This is a genomic window from Pantoea sp. UYEF8 (assembly GCF_040546285.1).
Classification (GTDB): domain Bacteria; phylum Pseudomonadota; class Gammaproteobacteria; order Enterobacterales; family Enterobacteriaceae; genus Pantoea; species Pantoea brenneri.
Genome location: NZ_JBEPNM010000019.1, coordinates 14,548 through 32,677, shown reverse-complemented (window position 1 = coordinate 32,677; position 18,130 = coordinate 14,548). Strand labels below are relative to the sequence as shown.

The 18,130-nt window shown below is 54.6% G+C and carries 21 protein-coding genes and 2 pseudogenes; 12 read left to right on the top strand and 11 right to left on the bottom strand.

The window, feature by feature from the left end; translation table 11 throughout:
• Positions 1–60 precede the first annotated feature (60 nt).
• From ABIB18_RS22195 to ABIB18_RS22175, 5 genes are all read left to right on the top strand, one after another.
• Positions 61–303 (top strand): DNA polymerase III subunit theta, encoded by a 243-nt coding sequence (locus tag ABIB18_RS22195; RefSeq protein ID WP_354475755.1) that lies wholly within the window; start codon positions 61–63, stop codon positions 301–303.
• Entirely contained in the window at positions 300–542 is a 243-nt protein-coding gene (locus tag ABIB18_RS22190) for a hypothetical protein (RefSeq protein WP_354475753.1), read from the top strand. Before ABIB18_RS22195 ends, ABIB18_RS22190 begins: the two co-directional genes overlap by 4 nt.
• Before the next feature lie 270 nt (positions 543–812).
• A complete protein-coding gene (locus ABIB18_RS22185) occupies positions 813–1,145 on the top strand; it encodes a hypothetical protein (RefSeq protein ID WP_354475751.1) in 333 nt (110 codons plus the stop codon).
• Between the two features lie 45 nt (positions 1,146–1,190).
• Entirely contained in the window at positions 1,191–1,484 is a 294-nt protein-coding gene (locus ABIB18_RS22180; RefSeq protein WP_354475749.1) for a hypothetical protein, read from the top strand.
• A gap of 106 nt (positions 1,485–1,590) precedes the next feature.
• The gene (locus ABIB18_RS22175) at positions 1,591–1,791 is read left to right on the top strand and encodes a helix-turn-helix transcriptional regulator (protein ID WP_187961181.1); all 201 of its coding nucleotides are present in this window, start codon (positions 1,591–1,593) and stop codon (positions 1,789–1,791) included.
• Positions 1,792–2,110: 319 nt separating this feature from the next.
• Here ABIB18_RS22175 and ABIB18_RS22170 read toward each other — a convergent pair.
• Together ABIB18_RS22170 and ABIB18_RS22165 are read right to left on the bottom strand one after the other, a co-directional pair.
• A pseudogene (locus tag ABIB18_RS22170) lies at positions 2,111–3,577 on the bottom strand (VasL domain-containing protein).
• 483 nt (positions 3,578–4,060) lie between these two features.
• Positions 4,061–4,210 (bottom strand): annotated as a pseudogene (locus ABIB18_RS22165) (type VI secretion system contractile sheath small subunit); the annotation flags it as partial.
• Positions 4,211–5,022: 812 nt separating this feature from the next.
• Between ABIB18_RS22165 and ABIB18_RS22160 the strand changes: the two are divergent.
• Positions 5,023–5,232: a hypothetical protein gene (locus ABIB18_RS22160; protein WP_031375891.1), complete on the top strand. Its 210-nt coding sequence runs from the start codon at positions 5,023–5,025 to the stop codon at positions 5,230–5,232.
• A 142-nt stretch (positions 5,233–5,374) separates the two neighbouring features.
• On the opposite strand, the gene ABIB18_RS22155 is transcribed toward ABIB18_RS22160, so the two are convergent.
• On the bottom strand, positions 5,375–6,256 hold the full coding sequence (locus ABIB18_RS22155) for a helix-turn-helix domain-containing protein (RefSeq protein ID WP_354475757.1): 882 nt from the start codon (positions 6,254–6,256) through the stop codon (positions 5,375–5,377).
• Between the two features lie 178 nt (positions 6,257–6,434).
• Between ABIB18_RS22155 and ABIB18_RS22150 the strand changes: the two genes are divergently transcribed.
• Positions 6,435–7,334: a DMT family transporter gene (locus ABIB18_RS22150; protein ID WP_031375889.1), complete on the top strand. Its 900-nt coding sequence runs from the start codon at positions 6,435–6,437 to the stop codon at positions 7,332–7,334.
• Positions 7,335–7,370: 36 nt separating this feature from the next.
• On the opposite strand, the gene ABIB18_RS22145 is transcribed toward ABIB18_RS22150, so the two are convergent.
• Positions 7,371–7,607, bottom strand: a complete 237-nt coding sequence (locus ABIB18_RS22145; protein WP_031375888.1) for a hypothetical protein — start codon at positions 7,605–7,607, stop codon at positions 7,371–7,373.
• 265 nt (positions 7,608–7,872) lie between these two features.
• Here ABIB18_RS22145 and ABIB18_RS22140 point away from each other — a divergent pair, with 265 nt between their 5' ends.
• Positions 7,873–9,093 (top strand): L-lactate MFS transporter, encoded by a 1,221-nt coding sequence (locus tag ABIB18_RS22140; protein WP_031375887.1) that lies wholly within the window; start codon positions 7,873–7,875, stop codon positions 9,091–9,093.
• Between the two features lie 34 nt (positions 9,094–9,127).
• Here ABIB18_RS22140 and ABIB18_RS22135 read toward each other — a convergent pair whose 3' ends face one another.
• Positions 9,128–10,003, bottom strand: coding sequence for an SMP-30/gluconolactonase/LRE family protein (locus ABIB18_RS22135; protein WP_316552551.1), 876 nt, complete (start codon positions 10,001–10,003; stop codon positions 9,128–9,130).
• Between the two features lie 263 nt (positions 10,004–10,266).
• Here ABIB18_RS22135 and ABIB18_RS22130 point away from each other — a divergent pair, with 263 nt between their 5' ends.
• Entirely contained in the window at positions 10,267–10,425 is a 159-nt protein-coding gene (locus ABIB18_RS22130; RefSeq protein ID WP_162836811.1) for a hypothetical protein, read from the top strand.
• Positions 10,426–10,499: 74 nt separating this feature from the next.
• On the opposite strand, the gene ABIB18_RS22125 is transcribed toward ABIB18_RS22130, so the two are convergent.
• The 4 genes from ABIB18_RS22125 to ABIB18_RS22110 form a co-directional block, all read right to left on the bottom strand.
• The gene (locus ABIB18_RS22125) at positions 10,500–10,781 is read right to left on the bottom strand and encodes a putative periplasmic lipoprotein (protein WP_031375885.1); all 282 of its coding nucleotides are present in this window, start codon (positions 10,779–10,781) and stop codon (positions 10,500–10,502) included.
• Between the two features lie 253 nt (positions 10,782–11,034).
• The gene (locus ABIB18_RS22120) at positions 11,035–11,838 is read right to left on the bottom strand and encodes a hypothetical protein (RefSeq protein ID WP_031375884.1); all 804 of its coding nucleotides are present in this window, start codon (positions 11,836–11,838) and stop codon (positions 11,035–11,037) included.
• A 9-nt stretch (positions 11,839–11,847) separates the two neighbouring features.
• Positions 11,848–12,300: a universal stress protein gene (locus ABIB18_RS22115; protein WP_031375883.1), complete on the bottom strand. Its 453-nt coding sequence runs from the start codon at positions 12,298–12,300 to the stop codon at positions 11,848–11,850.
• Between the two features lie 7 nt (positions 12,301–12,307).
• Positions 12,308–13,093, bottom strand: a complete 786-nt coding sequence (locus tag ABIB18_RS22110) for an IclR family transcriptional regulator (RefSeq protein ID WP_031375882.1) — start codon at positions 13,091–13,093, stop codon at positions 12,308–12,310.
• A gap of 149 nt (positions 13,094–13,242) precedes the next feature.
• Between ABIB18_RS22110 and ABIB18_RS22105 the strand changes: the two genes are divergently transcribed.
• From ABIB18_RS22105 to ypdK, 3 genes are all read left to right on the top strand, one after another.
• Positions 13,243–14,841 carry an MFS transporter gene (locus ABIB18_RS22105; protein ID WP_089561703.1) on the top strand — a complete coding sequence of 533 codons (1,599 nt, stop codon included), beginning with the start codon at positions 13,243–13,245 and terminating at the stop codon, positions 14,839–14,841.
• A 2-nt stretch (positions 14,842–14,843) separates the two neighbouring features.
• Positions 14,844–15,872 carry an HlyD family secretion protein gene (locus ABIB18_RS22100; protein WP_031375880.1) on the top strand — a complete coding sequence of 343 codons (1,029 nt, stop codon included), beginning with the start codon at positions 14,844–14,846 and terminating at the stop codon, positions 15,870–15,872.
• Between the two features lie 202 nt (positions 15,873–16,074).
• Entirely contained in the window at positions 16,075–16,149 is a 75-nt protein-coding gene (ypdK, locus tag ABIB18_RS22095) for a membrane protein YpdK (protein ID WP_099257831.1), read from the top strand.
• 51 nt (positions 16,150–16,200) lie between these two features.
• Here ypdK and alaC read toward each other — a convergent pair whose 3' ends face one another.
• Both alaC and ABIB18_RS22085 read right to left on the bottom strand, forming a co-directional pair.
• Positions 16,201–17,436 carry an alanine transaminase gene (gene alaC / locus ABIB18_RS22090; RefSeq protein ID WP_031375879.1) on the bottom strand — a complete coding sequence of 412 codons (1,236 nt, stop codon included), beginning with the start codon at positions 17,434–17,436 and terminating at the stop codon, positions 16,201–16,203.
• A gap of 117 nt (positions 17,437–17,553) precedes the next feature.
• A complete protein-coding gene (locus tag ABIB18_RS22085) occupies positions 17,554–18,078 on the bottom strand; it encodes a GNAT family N-acetyltransferase (protein ID WP_031375878.1) in 525 nt (174 codons plus the stop codon).
• Positions 18,079–18,130: the final 52 nt, after the last annotated feature.

Here is an 18,130-nt window from a genome sequence, read left to right as displayed (position 1 = left end):
GGTTGATATTGGTGCCTGATAGGTTTTGTGGCGATATACTCCCCACAGGAGGACATCGCCATGTCACACAACTTAGCAGCACGCAGCAGAGAAGAACGCGACAGGATAAACGTGGATTTAGCCGCGTCAGGAGTAGCGTACAAGGAGCGTATGAATATGCCGGTTATCGCCATGGAGGTGGAGATGCAGCAGCCGGAAGCGCTGAAGGAGTATTTCCGTGAGCGTTTGCAGCACTACAGGAACGTTGCGCTGCAGTACCCGCGCGGCACTGACCCGGTTTATCAAAAGGAGGATATTAAGTGATTGAGATAATAGTGTTCAGACCACATCAATTCAGTTACAAGACCCTGCTTGAAATGTCTGGAGAGGAAGCCATGCATCATGGGCTTATCTTCGAAGGAAAGAATTTCTCTGTTAACTATGTTGAATACCCGGCACCGAATAATGGTGGCATCAAGCGAATATGGTATGCGGTAGAAGAAGGGCTTGCTGTAGCTGAAGAGCAAGTTCTACACGCCGAGAGAAACATAGCGGCAAAATGAGTGACTTTTTTTAAATCAACCTCGCCACGGCGGGGTTTTTTATTGCCTATAGGAAACCGAAATGACACATCCAGATCCGATAGATGAAGCTGCAGAACGCGAGCAGCAAATGATTGAGATCGCCCTGGCTAACCGGGCCAGGCCCGCGATGCAATTTAACGGTGCCTGTTATTACTGCGAGGAGGCAGTGGCGGCAGGATGCTTCTGCGACGAGGATTGCCGAAGCGACTACGAACGCGTTGAGCGAGCTAAGCAGCATAGGAGGGTTGCATGAGCATTGAATGGAATGGTGAAGGTTTGCCGCCGCTGGGGTGCGTATGTGAGATTGCGCCACCAATACATGATGCGGGTACAAAAGTACGCGTACTATGCCATGACGAAAACGCGGCTGTATGTCGCATTCTCGAAGGTGATCGACTGCACTCACTCTGCCAATTGGAAGTGACGGAGATTCGACCCGTTCGAACCGAAGCAGAGCGCAAGCGTGAGGAGACGATAGCAGACCTTCAGAATGCTTTGGGTCATGCGCACGGACTCTTTGACCTGGCATTTCTCTATAAAGCCCTCACGTCAGGCAGCATTCGTCACATCACCCTGAAGTAACCCCACCCACCCTATTCACTATCTCGCTCTGCGTGAGGAGTTGTTATGTCTGAATATAAGTGTTGCCGCTGCAAAGCTGAGCTTGATGGCTCCAGCGCATATGAATATCGCGGCTTCGTAGCCTGTGGAGATCACTTCGATGAGGTCATTCAGCTTGTCGATGCGAAGCGCGCCGACCTCATTCATCGCGAAGCGTCACGCCTGAAGCCGCTGGCTGGTCTCGACCTCCATCCAGACTCACCTATTGGACAGGTTAATCGCCGGATATTGGGAGGTGTCATTGAGGCCGCAGCTAAAGAGCACCCCATCGAGGCGGAGTACCGCAAAGGCATTCTTTGACCACCACCTGCGACGACATCACCCCGGGCGAGATCTTAACTGACCTCGCCCTTTTCATTTTGCTAATCATCGCATTTATCCGCGGTAAGCCTCCAAAGGAGTAGATATGGAATTACGTGACGATTCCCTTGTTGACATGAAATTCATGGTGAGTGATTCTGGTTTCACCGATCGGTACTTCTATAAGCAAATCCAGAAAGGCAATTTGCCTCCGCCGAAAAAATACGGCCGCTCATCCCGCTGGGAATACAAAGATTACAAATGCTGGAAACAGTCCTGCGGTCAACCAATGAAGTCCGCCGCGTGACGCTTTGCGGGCATATCTGCGGGCACAATAAAATTCACATCCGAATTATCTCTTCCGAATCAATCCCCTGCTCGCCGTATATGGTGTTTGCAGGGGACACCATATACACCCTTCACGCCGCCTCTTCTGTTCGTCAAAAACCGATTTCATCAGGCATTCCGCCCAACTACCGTTCGACATCGTTCGCTAAATCCCGCGATTAGTCCGGATAACGGCGGGAGAAATCACTTTTACTGCCCACCTGCGAGAAGTTCGCCGTGCAAGCCAAAACGCGTGGTTATCAGAGAAATGGATTGCGTCACTGATGGTTTTTACGGCCTTATTTTGATGCATTCCGTTTTAATTCAGCATAACCGGCAGTCAGTTGTTTCAGGTGCATCTCCAGTTGAGAGCTGGCAGCGGCAGGTAAAGGTTCACCGGCAGCATTTTCTGACAGTGCCCGCAGCTGCTCTTCAGCCGGCAGAGACTGGTTGAACGACTGCATGGCTGAAAATACCACTGATTTCAGCTCACTGACCGTCATGTATTTTCCCTTCTATTGATCCAGTCCGTTCAGGCGGTCGCTCAGATTCTGTAGCGTCGTCATTCCCTGATGCCAGCCATTCAGGTTTTCTGCCGGTATGCTGGCAGCGTTCAACTGCCGCAGCCACTGCTGTGCCAGAGGTTTTGCCTGTTCCGGCCACAACGCCTCAGCCTGTTCAACCAGCTGACGGCTGTAGTGAATACGCCAGTCAGGTGGCAACCGATCCAGGCGCTCAATCTGCTGCTGCGTAGCTCCGATAAAGGCTTGCGGTGAAAGCGCTTGCTGATGCAGCGTCTGCCGTTGTTCTGGCGTAAGTGTTGCGGGTAACGGCATCAGGGATGACGCAAGCTGCGTCAGTAGCGGGTCAGGTTGGTGCAAGAGATGCCAGCCCCACACCGCCGCCGCACCTGCCACCAGCATGGTAAACATCCCGGCGGCAAAGGATTTGCACTTTTTTTCTGGCACCGGGATCGCCGCCAGCACGTCCACATTCGGCTGATGTGCCGGCTGGGCTACATACACCCATTTTACCCGGTTATCCGGTTCGGTTTTCTCCGCAAGCGGAATGGTGGGCTGTGCATCAACGGATGTTCCTGAGCGATTGATCTCCGTTGCCGGTAGTACCACACCGGGCTGAAGTGCGTCAGCGTCGCTGGATGCACCTTTGCTGGATGCACCTTTGCTGGATGCACCTCCGCTGGATGCACCTCCGCTGGATGCACCTCCGCTGGATGCACCTTTGCTGTTTTCCAGCCGGACAGTGCTGTTGTGCATCTGGGTACGCAAGGTATCAAGCTGGCTCAGTTGTTTAAGCGCCTGCCGCTGCAGCACCTCTCCCATGCGATTAAGCTGCTGCTCCGCCAGATAAAGCGAGCGGAGATCGCTGTAGCTGAGAGGAAGCGTGCGCATCCGTTGCTGCAGGCGCTGGCTCAGACTGCTGAGGATTTCCATCCGGGCATGGACTGGCTGCGGCCAGAGTGCGCCCCATTGGTGGGCGATGAGCGCCTCGAGTATTGCCAGGCCTTCATTCAGGCCCGCCAATCCAGCCAGTTGAGTCCGGGTCAGCGTATACCAGGCTGCCGTCTGCAGCTCTACACCATTTTGCTCAAACAGTGAAAGACAGAGTTTTTCGGCATATCGCCAGTTCACGTCCGGACGCGCCGGATGTGACAGTTTGCTCAGTTCATCGCGCAGAGCAGCATAATCCGGCAGCATGCGCGGATCGCTGCCGGTTTTAATTTTACGGGAGATAATGTCATTCATGACGACTTGTCCAACTGACGTGTCTAAAGCTATGAGGGAGAGTGTTTATACGGCTTGGTTTTCTGCAGTTCGGGACGCTGCGGCCAGGGCTGTGGTAGAGGATCAATGACATCGGCCTTGTTTCTGCCTGATGATATTTATCCCGGGGGCGCTTTACCTGATGAATTTCACGCGCTGCTGCGATGTTCACAGATCCATTGAACGCATTCTCCTTCCGGCCGGGGTCAGCGTTTGCCTGTCTGGATACGTTATCTGTCTGCCCGACTCCCGCAGAGATAAAAAGCCTTGTTAACCGCGCTGTTATCGCCGGTAAGCGAGGATTAAAGATTCCCTTGAAATGAATCGGCTAAGGCAGCAGAACATTAATCAGGCGGAAAAAAGCGTCTTCATCAAATAATTCACCTGGCCGGGATAAATCACGTTGCTGATTAAGCGTCCAGGCACTAACCTGGCCTGCACGCATAAATAATCGACTCAGGCGGGCACCGGACGTTGCTCTGCGCCATTGCTGTAATCGCCGATTACCATCAGCTTGAGCGGGAGTTCGATTTTTTTCTGTGCGCCGCCGGTATGCAGGCTGAGCTGGATGTTAACGCGGGCCTTAGGGATCTCGGACTGATAGGAGTTAGACATGGCTGTCCCTGTTCTATGGAGTAATAGAAGCGGTTAATGCCACTGAAAAATTAATAAGAAAGACTTACCTTTAAACAACCACTTCCCCATTCACGCTACCCGAAAACACGAGTCTGTAATCGGGCAGATTCCATTCATCAGCGAGCATGACACCTGTTTTTAAGTCTTTCTCTGAAAATTTAAAATTTCAGATAAGTGCTCATTGACGAAGTTTAGAAACATTGGTTGTGTGATTGGAAATGAAAAGATGTATCTAAAGTTTACAAGATGCAAGTTTAACAACAATAGATCATCAAATTGATTTATAAGAATTTTCTCAAGACATACTCTACAAACCCCATGAGATAAGGGTGTGCGCTAATTGATCAATGTAACTCGCCGTTTAAAATCGTATAAAGCCTCATCACTTTCCTGTGGAATGTGATCCTCTGCTTTTTATGTAAATATGAGAGCCGGGTCGTAGGCCGGTAAACGAAATGTTCACCATTGTGTTGAAAGTGGATTTTTTGTTTTTACTTAAACAATACTTAATATTATTTTTGTGCATAAAGAGAGGGAAATGTAACTGCTCGTCGTCTCTTATTGAGCAGAAGGCTGGCATCCGGCGCACGCCGAAGTGATGCTAAACTTTGGCGGCAGAGATGACCCGAATAAGAGACTGTCAGATTGAAAAAGCGGCTGACCGCAGTCATGCTGGATCAGGAGAGGATGCTCAGAGCGGTGAAGCGGTGTGCTGACAACAAATCCGCAGCGTAGAATGAGTAAAATCAGATGAGTTTTGACCCCGATTTATCAAAACGAGGACCAAAGGTGTGAAAAAGAAAATTACCCTGCCCCAGTTTGGTCAGCAGGCTGATGCAGAGGTGTTCGGCAATAAAATCACCGTACGCTATGAGGGCAATGAATCCTTTCCCAGAGGCCTCAAAATAAATGAACAGTATTATGTGGTGATTGATGGCGAGGAAAAAACCATGACGCTGGTGCGCAAGCCGATGGGCTCATGGCAGTTCACTCTTCAGTAACGACCTGTCGCTGAAAACCACCTCGCTTCGGCGAGGTTTTTGTTGTCTGGCCGCCACCAGACGTTGCACCACAACGGCCAGTCGCTAAGCGCGTTGTAACGTTATCGCAGTCTGCGGTTATTGCCGCAAAACGCGGCGTCTATCAATCCGGCTGATGAGGCTTTGCCTTGCGGTAAGCCGAGGGCGTAACGCCGTGTACCTGACGAAAACGGTGGCTGAAGTGGCTGGAAGAGCGAAAACCGCACTGCAACGCGATGTCAGTAAGGGTTAATGCTGGCTGCGTCAACAGCATCCGGGCACGCAGCATACGGCGTCGCATCACAAACTGATGAGGGGCCTCACCCGCTGAGTGACGAAACATACGGGCAAAGTGATACTCACTCAGTGCCGCTTCGCTCGCCAGATCGGCCAGCGTTAACGGCTGATCGAGATGCGCATCGATAAATTCAAGCACCCGACGCAATACGGCAGGCGCCAGCCCGCCCCGCACCTGAGGCAGTTGCCACTGTACTTCGCTATATTCCTGCAGCAGATGAGTCAGTAATAACGTTGTCGCACTGCTCAGCGTGAGCTGGCTTGCAGGCTGTTGCCAGTCGCAGCTCAGCAAAAAATGCCGATAGAGCTGGGTAATGCGCGGGTCGGCAGAGAAGATTTTCTCGTGCAGATTTAGCTTCGCCGGACTGCGATCCCATACCTGCTCAGCCAGCTGGCGCAGCTGGGGCTCGCTGCAGTAAAGGTGAACAAAGGCGAGATCGGCACGCAGATCCCAGGTCGATTCTATCCCCGCCGGCATCAGGCAGAAACGATCCGGTCCGCCGCCATTACGCCAGCCCTGCGCGGTTTTATGCCAGGTATCGTAGCCCCCTTCCACATACAGACTCAGCGTATGGTGATCGCTGAGCGTCGTGACGCGATCGCCGCTGTTAAACCAGGCCGCCAGTTGCAGACCATTTCGCAGCTCCACCCGATCGCGCAGCTGCGCTTTATGGCGTTGCAGGGTTTCAAACGTCTGGTAAGTACGCATCCGGGTATTAGCTTCAGGGGAACAGAGTGCCAGTTTACGGATCTGACGGGACAGAGAACAGACCACATCGGGACGCATCATAAAAATGCGCAAGATTTTGCAAATCTGCCGCAGCCTGATGCAAGCGCCGCCTGCGCTAAAGCTGCACACTGCGGGCTTTAGGGTAAGGAACGCGACGATGAATCTGTTTTTATATCTCTCGGTGGTGCTGATCTGGGGCACCACCTGGATTGCCATTTATGCGCAACAGTCGGTTGGCACCAGTGCGGTGACCGTTGCCGTGTTCTGGCGCTTTTTACTGGCTTCAGTGGTGATGTTACTGCTGCTTAAAGCGGTGAAGCGCCTGCATCGCCTGAGCCTGCACGATCATCTGTTCTGCCTGCTGCAGGGCGGCTGCGTGTTTGGCTTCAACTTTGTCTGCTTCTATTACGCGTCCGGGTATATCAGTAGCGGGCTTGAGTCGGTCATTTTTTCCATGGCCGTGATGTATAACGCCATCAATAGCTGGATTTTCTTCGGCCAGCGCCCTTCGCCGCGTCTGATTCCGGCGGTGTTGCTGGGTATGGCAGGCATCGTGGCGCTGTTCTGGCATGACCTGCGTGAAACCCAGGCATCTGGTGAATTGTTGTGGGGAATGGGATTGAGCGCGCTCGGCACGCTGGGCTTTTCGTTCGGCAATATGATCAGTCAGCGCCATCAACGGCGGCAATGCGACGTGCTGACCACCAACAGTTATGGCATGTTGTATGGTGCGCTGCTGATGGCGCTGGTGTCACTGCTGCAGGGCGTTTCACTCTACCCTACCTGGAACGGGCAATGGCTGGCGGCATTGAGCTATCTGGCGATAGTTGGGTCGGTGATCGGTTTTGGCGCCTACTTCACGTTGGTGGGCCGCATCGGTGCCAGCCGGGCCGCCTATACCACGGTGCTGTTTCCGCTGGTTGCGCTGGCTTTCTCTACCCGTTACGAGGGGTATCAGTGGCATGCCAGCGCCATCCCTGGCCTTGTCATGATTTTGCTGGGCAACCTGGTGATGTTTGCCCGCTGGCCGGCAAGCCGTCGCCGGGCTATCGTCTGACGAGGAGGCGGGCTGTGGCCCACGTCCGGATGAGCGTCATGCCCATTGCTGCTGTTGAATGAGTTTTTGTGGTTGGTTGATTGCCTTACGCGCAATCCAGTAGAGCAGAACACGCTCATCGTCACTATCGCGATCGGCCATCGACAGCAGTTTGAGCGCCAGCGTCGATTTGGTCACAGGCTGTTGTTCAGCACTCAGTTCAATCACTGCCTGACCGATAATGCAGCAAACTTCATCCTCACTGGTGATGGATTCATATGTCCGGTCTTTCATATTTCCTCCTGATAAGTGAACCCTTAGCCTGGCAAAAAATCTGGAAAGCTGCAGGCATAATCGCCTGAGTGAAACATTATCTTACGGCTACTTACCCTTACTTATTAAACTGCCGCTTTGGTTATCTTGCAGCGGAGGCCGTTCATACCCTCTCAGCGGCATTTCATGCCGCGCCTGCTTCCGTTCATGCCGTTGTTCGCCACGCGCGCGTAAGGCTGCCCTATTCTGTCCGCAGTTTCCAGATTCCCGGACGGGAGAGAAAATTATGAACCAGACTCAACAGGCTTCGCACCAGCGCACCCGCTGGCTCACACTGATCGGAACGGTGATTACCCAGTTCGCACTGGGATCGGTTTATACATGGAGTTTATTCAACGGCCAGCTGTCGCAAAAGCTGGATGCCTCGATCAGTCAGGTGGCGTTTTCGTTTGGCCTGCTGAGTTTAGGCCTGGCTATCGCCTCGTCGCTGGCGGGAAAATTGCAGGAGCGATTTGGTGTCCGCCGCGTCACTATCGGTGCCGGTATCTTGATGGCATCAGGATTCTGGCTGACCGCCCATGCAGACAACCTGATGATGCTCTACCTCAGCGCTGGCCTGCTGGTCGGTCTGGCTGATGGCGCCGGTTATCTGATGACGCTGTCGAACTGTGTGAAGTGGTTCCCGGAGCGCAAAGGTATGATTTCGGCCTGCGCAATTGGTGCATACGGACTTGGCAGTCTGGGCTTCAAATTTATCTGCGGCGCGCTGCTGACCCGTGTCGGTCTGGAACAGACCTTTATTATCTGGGGCGTGCTGGCGATGACGATGATCATACTCGGAGCCCTGCTGATGCGTGATGCCCAGCCACAAAGTGCCGCCAGCGCCAGCCAGCAGCAGGCACGCGATTACACGCTGGCCCAGTCGGTACGTTTGCCACAGTACTGGATGCTGGCGCTGATGTTCCTGACTGCCTGCATGAGCGGTTTGTATGTGATTGGCGTGGCGAAGGATATCGGTGAAGGGCTGGTACATCTGAGCACGCAGACTGCTGCCAATGCCGTTACGGTGATTGCCATTGCTAACCTGAGCGGGCGTCTGGTGCTGGGTATCTTATCTGACAGGATGTTGCGTATCCGGGTGATTTCGCTGGCGCAGGTAGTTTCGCTGGCGGGAATGAGCGTACTGCTGTTTACCCACATGAATGAAACGACCTTCTTCCTGTCGTTAGCCTGCATCGCCTTCAGTTTCGGCGGCACCATTACCGTATTTCCCTCGCTGGTCAGTGACTTTTTTGGCCTTAACAACCTGACCAAAAACTATGGCCTGCTCTATCTCGGTTTTGGTATTGGCAGCGTAATGGGCTCACTGGTGGCGTCGCTGTTTGGCGGCTTTACCGTCACCTTCAGCCTGATTATGACCCTGCTGGTGATCTCACTGTTACTGTCATTGACCATTCGCTTACCGCATCAGCCTGTGACGGGTAAAGCGGTGTTGCAGCGCCACTAATGTTTACGGGCCGCGTCCACGCGGCCCTTTCGGATCAGCCGCGGAAATGCGGCTCTGCGATGCCCGCCACGTCGACCTCAACCGCAAAAATATCGCCTGACTCAGGATAGCGTGCCAGTTCTTCTTCGGTGCGATCTTCACGCGAACTGGTGATAAACAGGGTTTTCAGATCCGCCCCGCCAAACGCCACCATGGTAGGCCATTTCACCGGCAGCAGGATCTCATCCACAATTTCGCCGCTTTGCGGATCAATACGCACCACCCGCCCGCCGTCGAACTGGGCTGACCAGTAATAGCCCTCACTGTCGACCGCGGCGCCATCCGGTAAGCCGCCGGCGGCATCGAAGCGGCGGAAAACGCTGCGCTCGCCCGGTTCACCCTGGCTATCTAACGGATAGCGATAGAGCACCTCGTTGGGCGTGTCGCTGTGATACATCCAGCGACCATCGGGAGAGAACGCCACGCCGTTAGAGATTTTGATGTCCCGCGCTTTGACTTCCAGCGTCAGTTCCGGCGTAACGCGGCATAACAGTCCGCCGTTTTTATCCTGCGGTTCCCACAGGCTGCCACACCAGAAATTGCCCCAGGGATCGACACGGCCATCATTAAAGCGACTGCGCGCGGCTTCACCTGGATTATCCGCCACCTTCTGTTGCGGTTTACCTTGCGCATCCAACAGCCAGACGCCGCTGCGCAAGGCGGCAATCAGGCCGCCCTGTTCACGTAAGCCGATACAGCCCACCTCTTCAGGCTGGGGAAACGTCTGCAGTTCGCCACTGACCGGGTCAAAACGGTGGATCGCCGGTGCCAGAATATCGACGCACCACAGCACCTGCTCCTCTGTTGACCAGAGCGGGCATTCACCCAGTTCCGCCTGCAACGCCAGTACATTTTTCACTTCATGCGCCATGTTTCTCTCCTGTTGAAAACGTCTGCTAATAATGTAGCTATAATTTATTTTAAATGAGAATTATTTTCGCTTGCTTTTAAGATTATTCTCGCTGAGAATAATCGCTATTCAGCCCTTTCTTATTTCCTTCTCTTTTTGAGACGTCATTTTCTGCAAACAGAAATATTCAGTAATATCTGCATAAATAACTCTACATTTCCTGCATCTTCACTCCACTTTTCCAGCGTAATGTCGTAGTCATTGGAAAAGAGGAGACGTTTCCTATGAAAAGATTAATTAAAGTCGCGTCGGTAGTCGGGCTGATAACATTATTAAGCGGCTGTATTATCGAACCTCGTCACGACAATGGCTGGCATCACGGGGGCGGCGGGTATCATGGAGGCTATCACGGTGGGTATCATGGCGGACATCATCACCGCTAACGGGCAAAGACGTCACACAGCATAATATAAAAATAGAAAAATTAAGGGCGGGATAATTATCCCGCCCATTTTATTTAGCTTTTGACCGCATAATTACACTGGAACCAGGCTTTCTTTAGCCCAGGAATATGACTGTCCTGGGCAGGTAGCGATTCCACTTTATCGAATCCTTTCTTATTACAGTAATTTGCCAGGTCAATTTCCATCGCATCCCGATTGACTTTTAACGGGTCAAACCGGTACTGGACAGTATTTGAGCTGGCATCTTCGTCAATACGTTCAAATGCCCCGGGTTTACTGGCGGTACAACCGCTCAGCAAAATAAGCGCCAGCGCGCCAATAATCTGTTTTTTCATTTATTTATCCTCACAGTGCTGCGCAGTGTAAATCGCAGCACCTCGCGCATCCATAAGACTAATGCGCGAAAACCAAAACTTTACAAGCTTTTACCGATTAATGCTATTCGATTAAACGGCTATCGCTATCATAGTGAGCATGACATGATGCATTCAGACAAAACGAAGTCTGCACCACACCAGGTAATAGCCAAAATAAGAACGTAATCCTGACCTTTGTGCCCGCGCTACGCGGGCTTTTTTACGTCGGTAACTAACCGGAAACCGCAAACATTCTACGTAACAGGTTGGCCGCGCGCTTGTCAGGTAATGCGAGAATCGCGCTGTAGAGATCGATCGACATGGCGCACATCGATGAGCGATCAACGGCGGTATCGGCTGGCATATTCAGCTGCTGCAGCTTATCGCCCCAGCGCTGATAAAGCTGCGCAACCACCTGTTTCAGATCGCGCTGCGCCAGCACGCTGTCCATTGGCTGCTGCTGAGGTGCGCTGTTAAGCAGTAATTGCTCCATTGCCTCGGCCTCTTTGTGATTAAGCGACGGCGGCAGGATTTTCACTAAATTGACGCCGCCGTTGACCTGCGGATAGAGAAAACGGAAGCACAGGCCAGGATCGCGGGCATTGAGCGCCTGCATCTCCTCTACTGATACGCCAATGTAATTCACCACCGCCGCATCGGTTCCCCGCATCAGCCGCTGATTAATCACATCAAGCAGCCAGCCGCGCAGTTCGCCCGTCGCCTGTTCAACCGGCTCACCCGCGCGGACCCGGCGCGTCAGTTCCTGCGTCAGCAGCTGCCACAATGCCGGTTCCTGGGTTTGCAGTACCCGATATCCGGGCGTCTGTGCCAGGTAACTGGCCGCCTGATCATGCTGCCGGGCCTGCTGCTGCTGCGGCACGGCCCAGCTGAACCATAGCAGATTAGCCGCCACCAGCGGCAGCAGAAAAAGGATTAGCCCCTGCCACAGTCGCAATCGGGTGGTTTTAATCAGCACAATAATAATCAACGCCAGCAGCACAAAGGCGGCCAGCGTAATAACCAGCAGAGAGGTCATGCTACGGTATTAATCCTTACGCACATCAATCAGCACCGGACAGTGAGCACGCTCAATCACCGCCGCGCTGACCGAGCCTTTTAACAGTCGGTTAAAAGAAGAGAGATGGCGGCGTCCCATGATAATCATGCTGGCCTTGAGCTGGAGTGATTGCGCAATAATCGTGTCGGCTGCTTCACCGGCCAGAATCATACCGCGCGCATTAATGCCGGCCCGCAGCAGCGGTGCCAGAGCATGGCGCACCACCAGTTCCGCCGTGTTCTGCTCATCCTGCGCCGCGACAAAATCGGCCGGATCTTCACCGGCATCAATTTCCATCGGTTGATTGCAGGAAGAGTACGCCGGATCGACGCAGCACAGCACCACCACTTCTGCGTGGTGTGCCAGCGCCTCTTCAATGGTCAGCGCAACCACTTTTTCGGTTACCGGCGAATGATCAATGGCCATCAACAGGGTTTTCATCGAGTGCTTATCCTTCTACAGCGGCGATTTTGCCAATTTCACGCACCAGCGCGTCTTTACACTTCAGCATTTCATCACGAAAACGATCTTCGTGTCGGTGGAAGCGTGCAGAGGGCACCAGCAAAGAGACAGAGAAGCGGCCAAACAGCGTATCGAGGGCAAACGCCATGGTCGAGATGCCTTCCAGCGTTTCACCGCGATCGACGGCAATGCCGGTTTCGCGCACTTCATTGATCAGTTGCAGCAGCTGCGGCAGGGTTTTGACCGTCATCTCGGTTAACTCCCGCCAGGCTTCGCCGACAATCACCCGAACGTCTTTATCGCACTCTAACGCCAGCAGCGCTCGTCCGCCGGAGGTGCTGTAGAGCGGCAGGTTGAGTCCCATGTGCGGCACCACGCGCAGCTCACGCGAGGCGATCACACAGTGAACAATAGCCAGCTGAGTACCGCTGGCGCGCGCCAGCGAGACGGTTTCATTGGTATCGGCAGAGAGTTTCTCCAGCAGCGGCCGGACCAGATCGACCACGTCGGTGTGCACGCTGGAGATCAGCTTCAGCAACGCCGGGCCAAGCCGCAGGCCACCGGCACCGCTGCTGCGCACCAGTTCTGCACTGTCGAGTGCGGCGACAATCCGCTGTACGGTGGAGCGAGGCAGATCGACTGCCTGCGCGATCTCACCCAGGCTCATGCCGCCCGGCTGTTCGCCCAGCGCATTCAGAATTTTTGCCGCACGTGCGATAACCTGGATACCGCCCGTTTTTTCATCCTCACGGCTGGAGGGTTGATGTGCCATAGCGTCGTCCTTTTTAAGCTGCCCTACTGTAGCGCGATCGGCGCACTTTTTACAGCCTGTACCACATTGCAATACACCATACCGGGATGTAATATGACGACCTGTATCACATTGCAATACACTGCATCAAAATAACGAGATCACCTGCTATGAATGCTAAGCCAGCCACCGTGCCGGCCCCTCACCCATTTACGCTGCGCCTGGCGCTGGGGTTAGTCGGCGTGTTGATCGCCGCCCTGACATCAGGACTGAACGATCGCGTCAGTGATATCGCTCTGGCCGATATCCGTGCTGCGATCGGTATCAGTTACGATCAGGGTAGCTGGATTATTTCCGCCTATCAGGCGGCAGAAGTAGCGGCGATGATGATCGCGCCATGGTTCGCCGTCACGTTATCGCTGCGGCGCTTTGCGCTCGGCGTGTCGGCGGGCTTTATGCTGACCGGGATCCTGCTGCCGCTGGTGCCAGATCCGACGCTGTTTATTGGCCTGCGGGTGCTGCAGGGACTGTTTGGCGGCGCGCTGCCGCCGATGCTGATGACCGTTGCTCTGCGCTTTTTACCGCCGCCGATTAAACTGTTTGGCCTGGCCGGATATGCACTGACCGCCACCTTTGGCCCGAACATGGCGGCGTCCCTGGCATCATTATGGACCGATCACGTCAGCTGGATGATGGTGTTCTGGCAGGTGGTGCCGGGCATGCTGATCGCCATGCTGCTGATTGGCTGGGGTCTGCCGCAGGACCCGCTGCGTCCCGAACGTTTCCAGCAGATCGATCTGTTTGGCATGGCCACCGGCTGCAGTGCTATCGCCCTGCTGGTGCTGGTGCTGACCCAGGGCGAACGCCTCGACTGGCTCAACTCCCCGCTGATCGTCGGGATGCTGCTGACCGCACTGCCGCTGCTGCTGGTATTTCTGATTAACGAGTGGTTTCACCCGCTGCCGCTGTTTAAGTTGCAGATGCTGAAACGTCATAACCTGGCGCATGGCCTGCTGGCGCTGGCCTGCATACTGACCCTTTCGCTGTCAGGCTCGGCGCTGCCTTCCGCCTACTTTGCCCAGGTTGAGGGCTTTCGTACCCTGCAGTTTGCTCCGCTGGCGCTGACGGTTGGCCTGCCGCAACTGCTTATAGCGCCACTGGTAGCGGCGTTGCTGAATATCCGCTGGATCGACTGCCGCTGGATGCTGGCAGCGGGAGTGGGTCTGCTGGTGACGTCCTGCTTGCTGGGTATGCAGGTCACCAGTGACTGGGCGCGACAAAACTTCTGGCTGCTGCAAGTTTTACAGGCATTCGGTCAACCGATGGTGATTGTGCCGATTCTGATGAGTGCCACCAGCGTTGTCGCGCCGCCAGAAGGCCCGTTCGCCTCAGCGATGTTTAACACGGTGCGCGGTTTTTCCAGCATCGCCGCCTCGACGCTGGTTGAAGTATTCCTCAGCCACCGCGAGCAGTTTCACTCCAATATTTTAATTAACCAGGCAGCCAGTCGTCCGTGGCTGATGACCGCATCCAGCAGCAGTCAGGCCAGTAGCAGTCAGCCGTTACTGCCGGACGGCAGCATCAGCGCCAGTGAAAATATCAGCGGTTTCGCCACGCTGGTGAAACATCAGGCGACGGTACTGAGCCTGAGCGACAGCTGGCTGATGCTGATTGGCTTTGCTGGCTGCCTGTTATTACTGACCGCCATCCTGCCTAAACGCGTCTGGCCGCCTCAAACCCTGATTCAACCCCCATCCCGGAATAACTGAATATGCGTACTTTAATAATGAGAAAAACAGTGCTGCTGAGTCTGCTGCTGTTGGTTTTACTGGCGATAGCGTGGGTGATCGGCTCGATGATGACCCGTAACGATCACCGCACCGACGATGCTTACGTCAATGCCGATTACACCCTGGTGGCACCGAAAGTGTCGGGCTACATCAACACCGTGCTGGTGCAGGACAATCAGCAGGTTAAGGCCGGAGAACTGCTGGCCACGCTCGACGATCGGGACTATCGCGTGGCGCTGGAGAGCGCCAGAGCCGACCTGCAGGTTAGCGAGGCAAAACTGCTGAGCAGTCAGGCGCAGCTGGAACAGCAGCAGTCGGTGATTGAGCAGCAGAAAGCCAGCGTGGCCGCCAGCCAGGCCTCAGCGCAGTACGCCGGCCAGAGCGCCGATCGCTATAACCGACTGTATAAGAGCGGCACCGTTGCTGCTGACGATCAGCAGAAAGCCAGCTCAACCCAGCGTTCGGCGCTGGCGGCAGTACGCCAGAATCAGGCGGCGCTGGCATCGGCAGTAAAACAGGTTGGCGTATTGCAGGCGGCGGTCCGCTCCGCAGAGGCTGATGTGGCTGCGGCGAAAGCCAGTGTCGATCAGGCCGGGCTGAATCTTTCCTATACCCGGATCGTCGCACCCGTGGCCGGCATGATCGGACAGCGCTCGGTACGCACCGGTGCCTACGTCTCGGCCGGCACCCGTCTGCTGGCGGTAGTCCCGCTGCAGCAGACCTACATCACCGCCAATTATCTTGAGACTCAGCTGAGCGACGTGCGGCCGGGACAGCGGGTGCGTATCCACATCGACGCCTTACCGGGCGAGACCTTTACCGGTCACGTGGACAGCATTGCGCCCGCCACCGGCGCTACTTTTTCGGCTATCTCCCCCGATAATGCCACAGGCAACTACACTAAAGTCGTTCAGCGTCTGCCGGTGAAAATTGTGCTGGAGAGTAACCAACCGCATCTGGCGCAATTACGTGTAGGCATGTCGGCGATCCCGGAAATTGAAGTGCCGTAAATTTGTGAGCAATATCTCAGAACGGACCTATTTCATTTAGGCAGGATTCCGCGTAAATTAGCGCTCGATCCTGTTCTGAATTATTCAGTTCGACCCGGAAAAGAGCAGACCGTTAATCCAGGCGGCGTTCTTTTTTCCAAATCTGTTCGCGTTGCACTGGCCTGGGATCGCCATCATCGTAACCGCTCAGAGGAGTTGCTTTGTGAAATATGCCTTGATGGGAATATCTTTTTTCGCGTTACTTTGGTTCGGAACCTTCGTTCTGCTGCTGAAGTAATGGCGTGACAGTGCCGCCAGGGGGCGACAAGCTTGTCGCCCCAGTTGGCTGTCAAATCTCTTCTTCCAGACTTTTTACGCTGCCCGGCAACACGCCATCGGCACGGAACATCGCTTTAATCCCCCGCACTGCCTGACGAATCCGGTCACTGTTTTCAATCAGTGCAAACCGCACATGCGTATCACCGTAATCACCGAAGCCGATGCCTGGCGAGACGCACACCTTGGCCTCCTGCAGCATATGTTTGGCAAACTCCAGCGATCCCATATGGGCATAATGGTCGGGAATTTTCGCCCAGACGTACATTGAGGCTTTAGGATTGTCGACCATCCAGCCCGCTTCATGCAGTCCTTTGACCAGCACATCACGGCGGCGTTTATACTGCTCAGCGATATCGCGCACGCATTGCTGATCGCCTTCCAGCGCCGCAATAGCCGCCACCTGCAGCGGCGTGAAGGTGCCGTAGTCGTGGTAACTTTTGATACGTGCCAGCGCAGCAACCAGCTCTTTGTTACCGACCATAAAGCCGATGCGCCAGCCCGCCATGTTGTAGCTTTTTGACAGGGTAAAGAATTCGACGGCAACGTCACGCGCGCCCGGCACCTGCATAATCGACGGGGCTTTCCAGCCGTCATAAACGATGTCGGCATAGGCCAGATCGTGGATCACCAGTACGTTGTACTGCTTCGCCAGCGCAATCACCCGTTCGAAGAAGTCCAGTTCCACGCACTGCGCGGTCGGATTAGACGGGAAGCCGAGGATCATCATTTTTGGCTTGGGATAACTTTCGCGGATGGCGCGTTCCAGCTCATTGAAAAAGTCGACTCCCGCCACCAGCGGCACCGAACGGACCTGAGCCCCGGCAATCACTGCGCCGTAGATATGAATCGGATAGCTTGGGTTCGGCACCAGCACGGTATCGCCATGATCCAGCGTCGCCAGCATCAGGTGCGCCAGGCCCTCTTTCGAGCCGATGGTAACAATCGCTTCTGACTCCGGGTCAATTTCCACCTGATAACGATCGGCGTACCAGCGTGAAATTGCCCGACGCAGGCGAGGAATGCCGCGCGAAGTAGAGTAACCGTGGGTATCGTCACGCTGAGCGACCTGACACAACTTTTCAACGATATGCGGCGGCGTTGCCCCATCCGGGTTGCCCATAGAAAAGTCGATAATATCTTCGCCGCGCCGACGCGCAGCCATTTTCAGTTCAGCGGTGATGTTGAAAACGTAAGGGGGCAGACGTTCGATACGCGAAAAACGACGGGGTGTGCTGTTATCAGCCATGATGTCCTCTGGAGTACGTGAGCGCCCGGACCGTCCGAGCGACGCTGGTCACTGCGGTGACCTCTCAAGAACATAACGTGGCGATAACAACTTTGTCGAGGGTGGCGGAAAATATTTTTATTTTTGCGGATTCAGCCGTCCCAGCAGCCAATCGTTTACCCAGCGACCGTTCAGCAGATAATTATCCCGTAGCGTCCCTTCGAGCTGAAAGCCATTTTTTTCCAGAATGCGCCGCGATGCCCAGTTGCCTTCAATCACCATGGCTTTGAGCTTATGAAAGTCGGCCTCAAATAAAAACTGGCACAGCGCCGCCAGCGCTTCGCTGCCAAATCCCTGACCACAGTGGCGATGCAGCAGCATGTAGCCCACTTCCGCCTGGCGGTAAGGCTCCCATTCCGGGCTGCACCCAAACAGGCCAATCGGTTCGCCAGTATCGAGCCGGCGCGCCACCAGGCAGAGCATGTGAAAACTGCTGGCCTGCCAGGGGGCCAGTCGCTCATTAAAGCGCTGGCGAATATCCGCCTCATCAGGAATTTCGCTCACCCAGGTCATGGTGTCGCGGTCCCGATGCACAGCGCGGAACAGTTGCCAGTCCTCTGGCTGGAGTTTACTCAGGGCTAATCTGGCGGTGACGAATTGCATGCTCTGCTCCTGATGAGCGTGGTTTAACGACAGTCTCTGGCTCACTTATTGC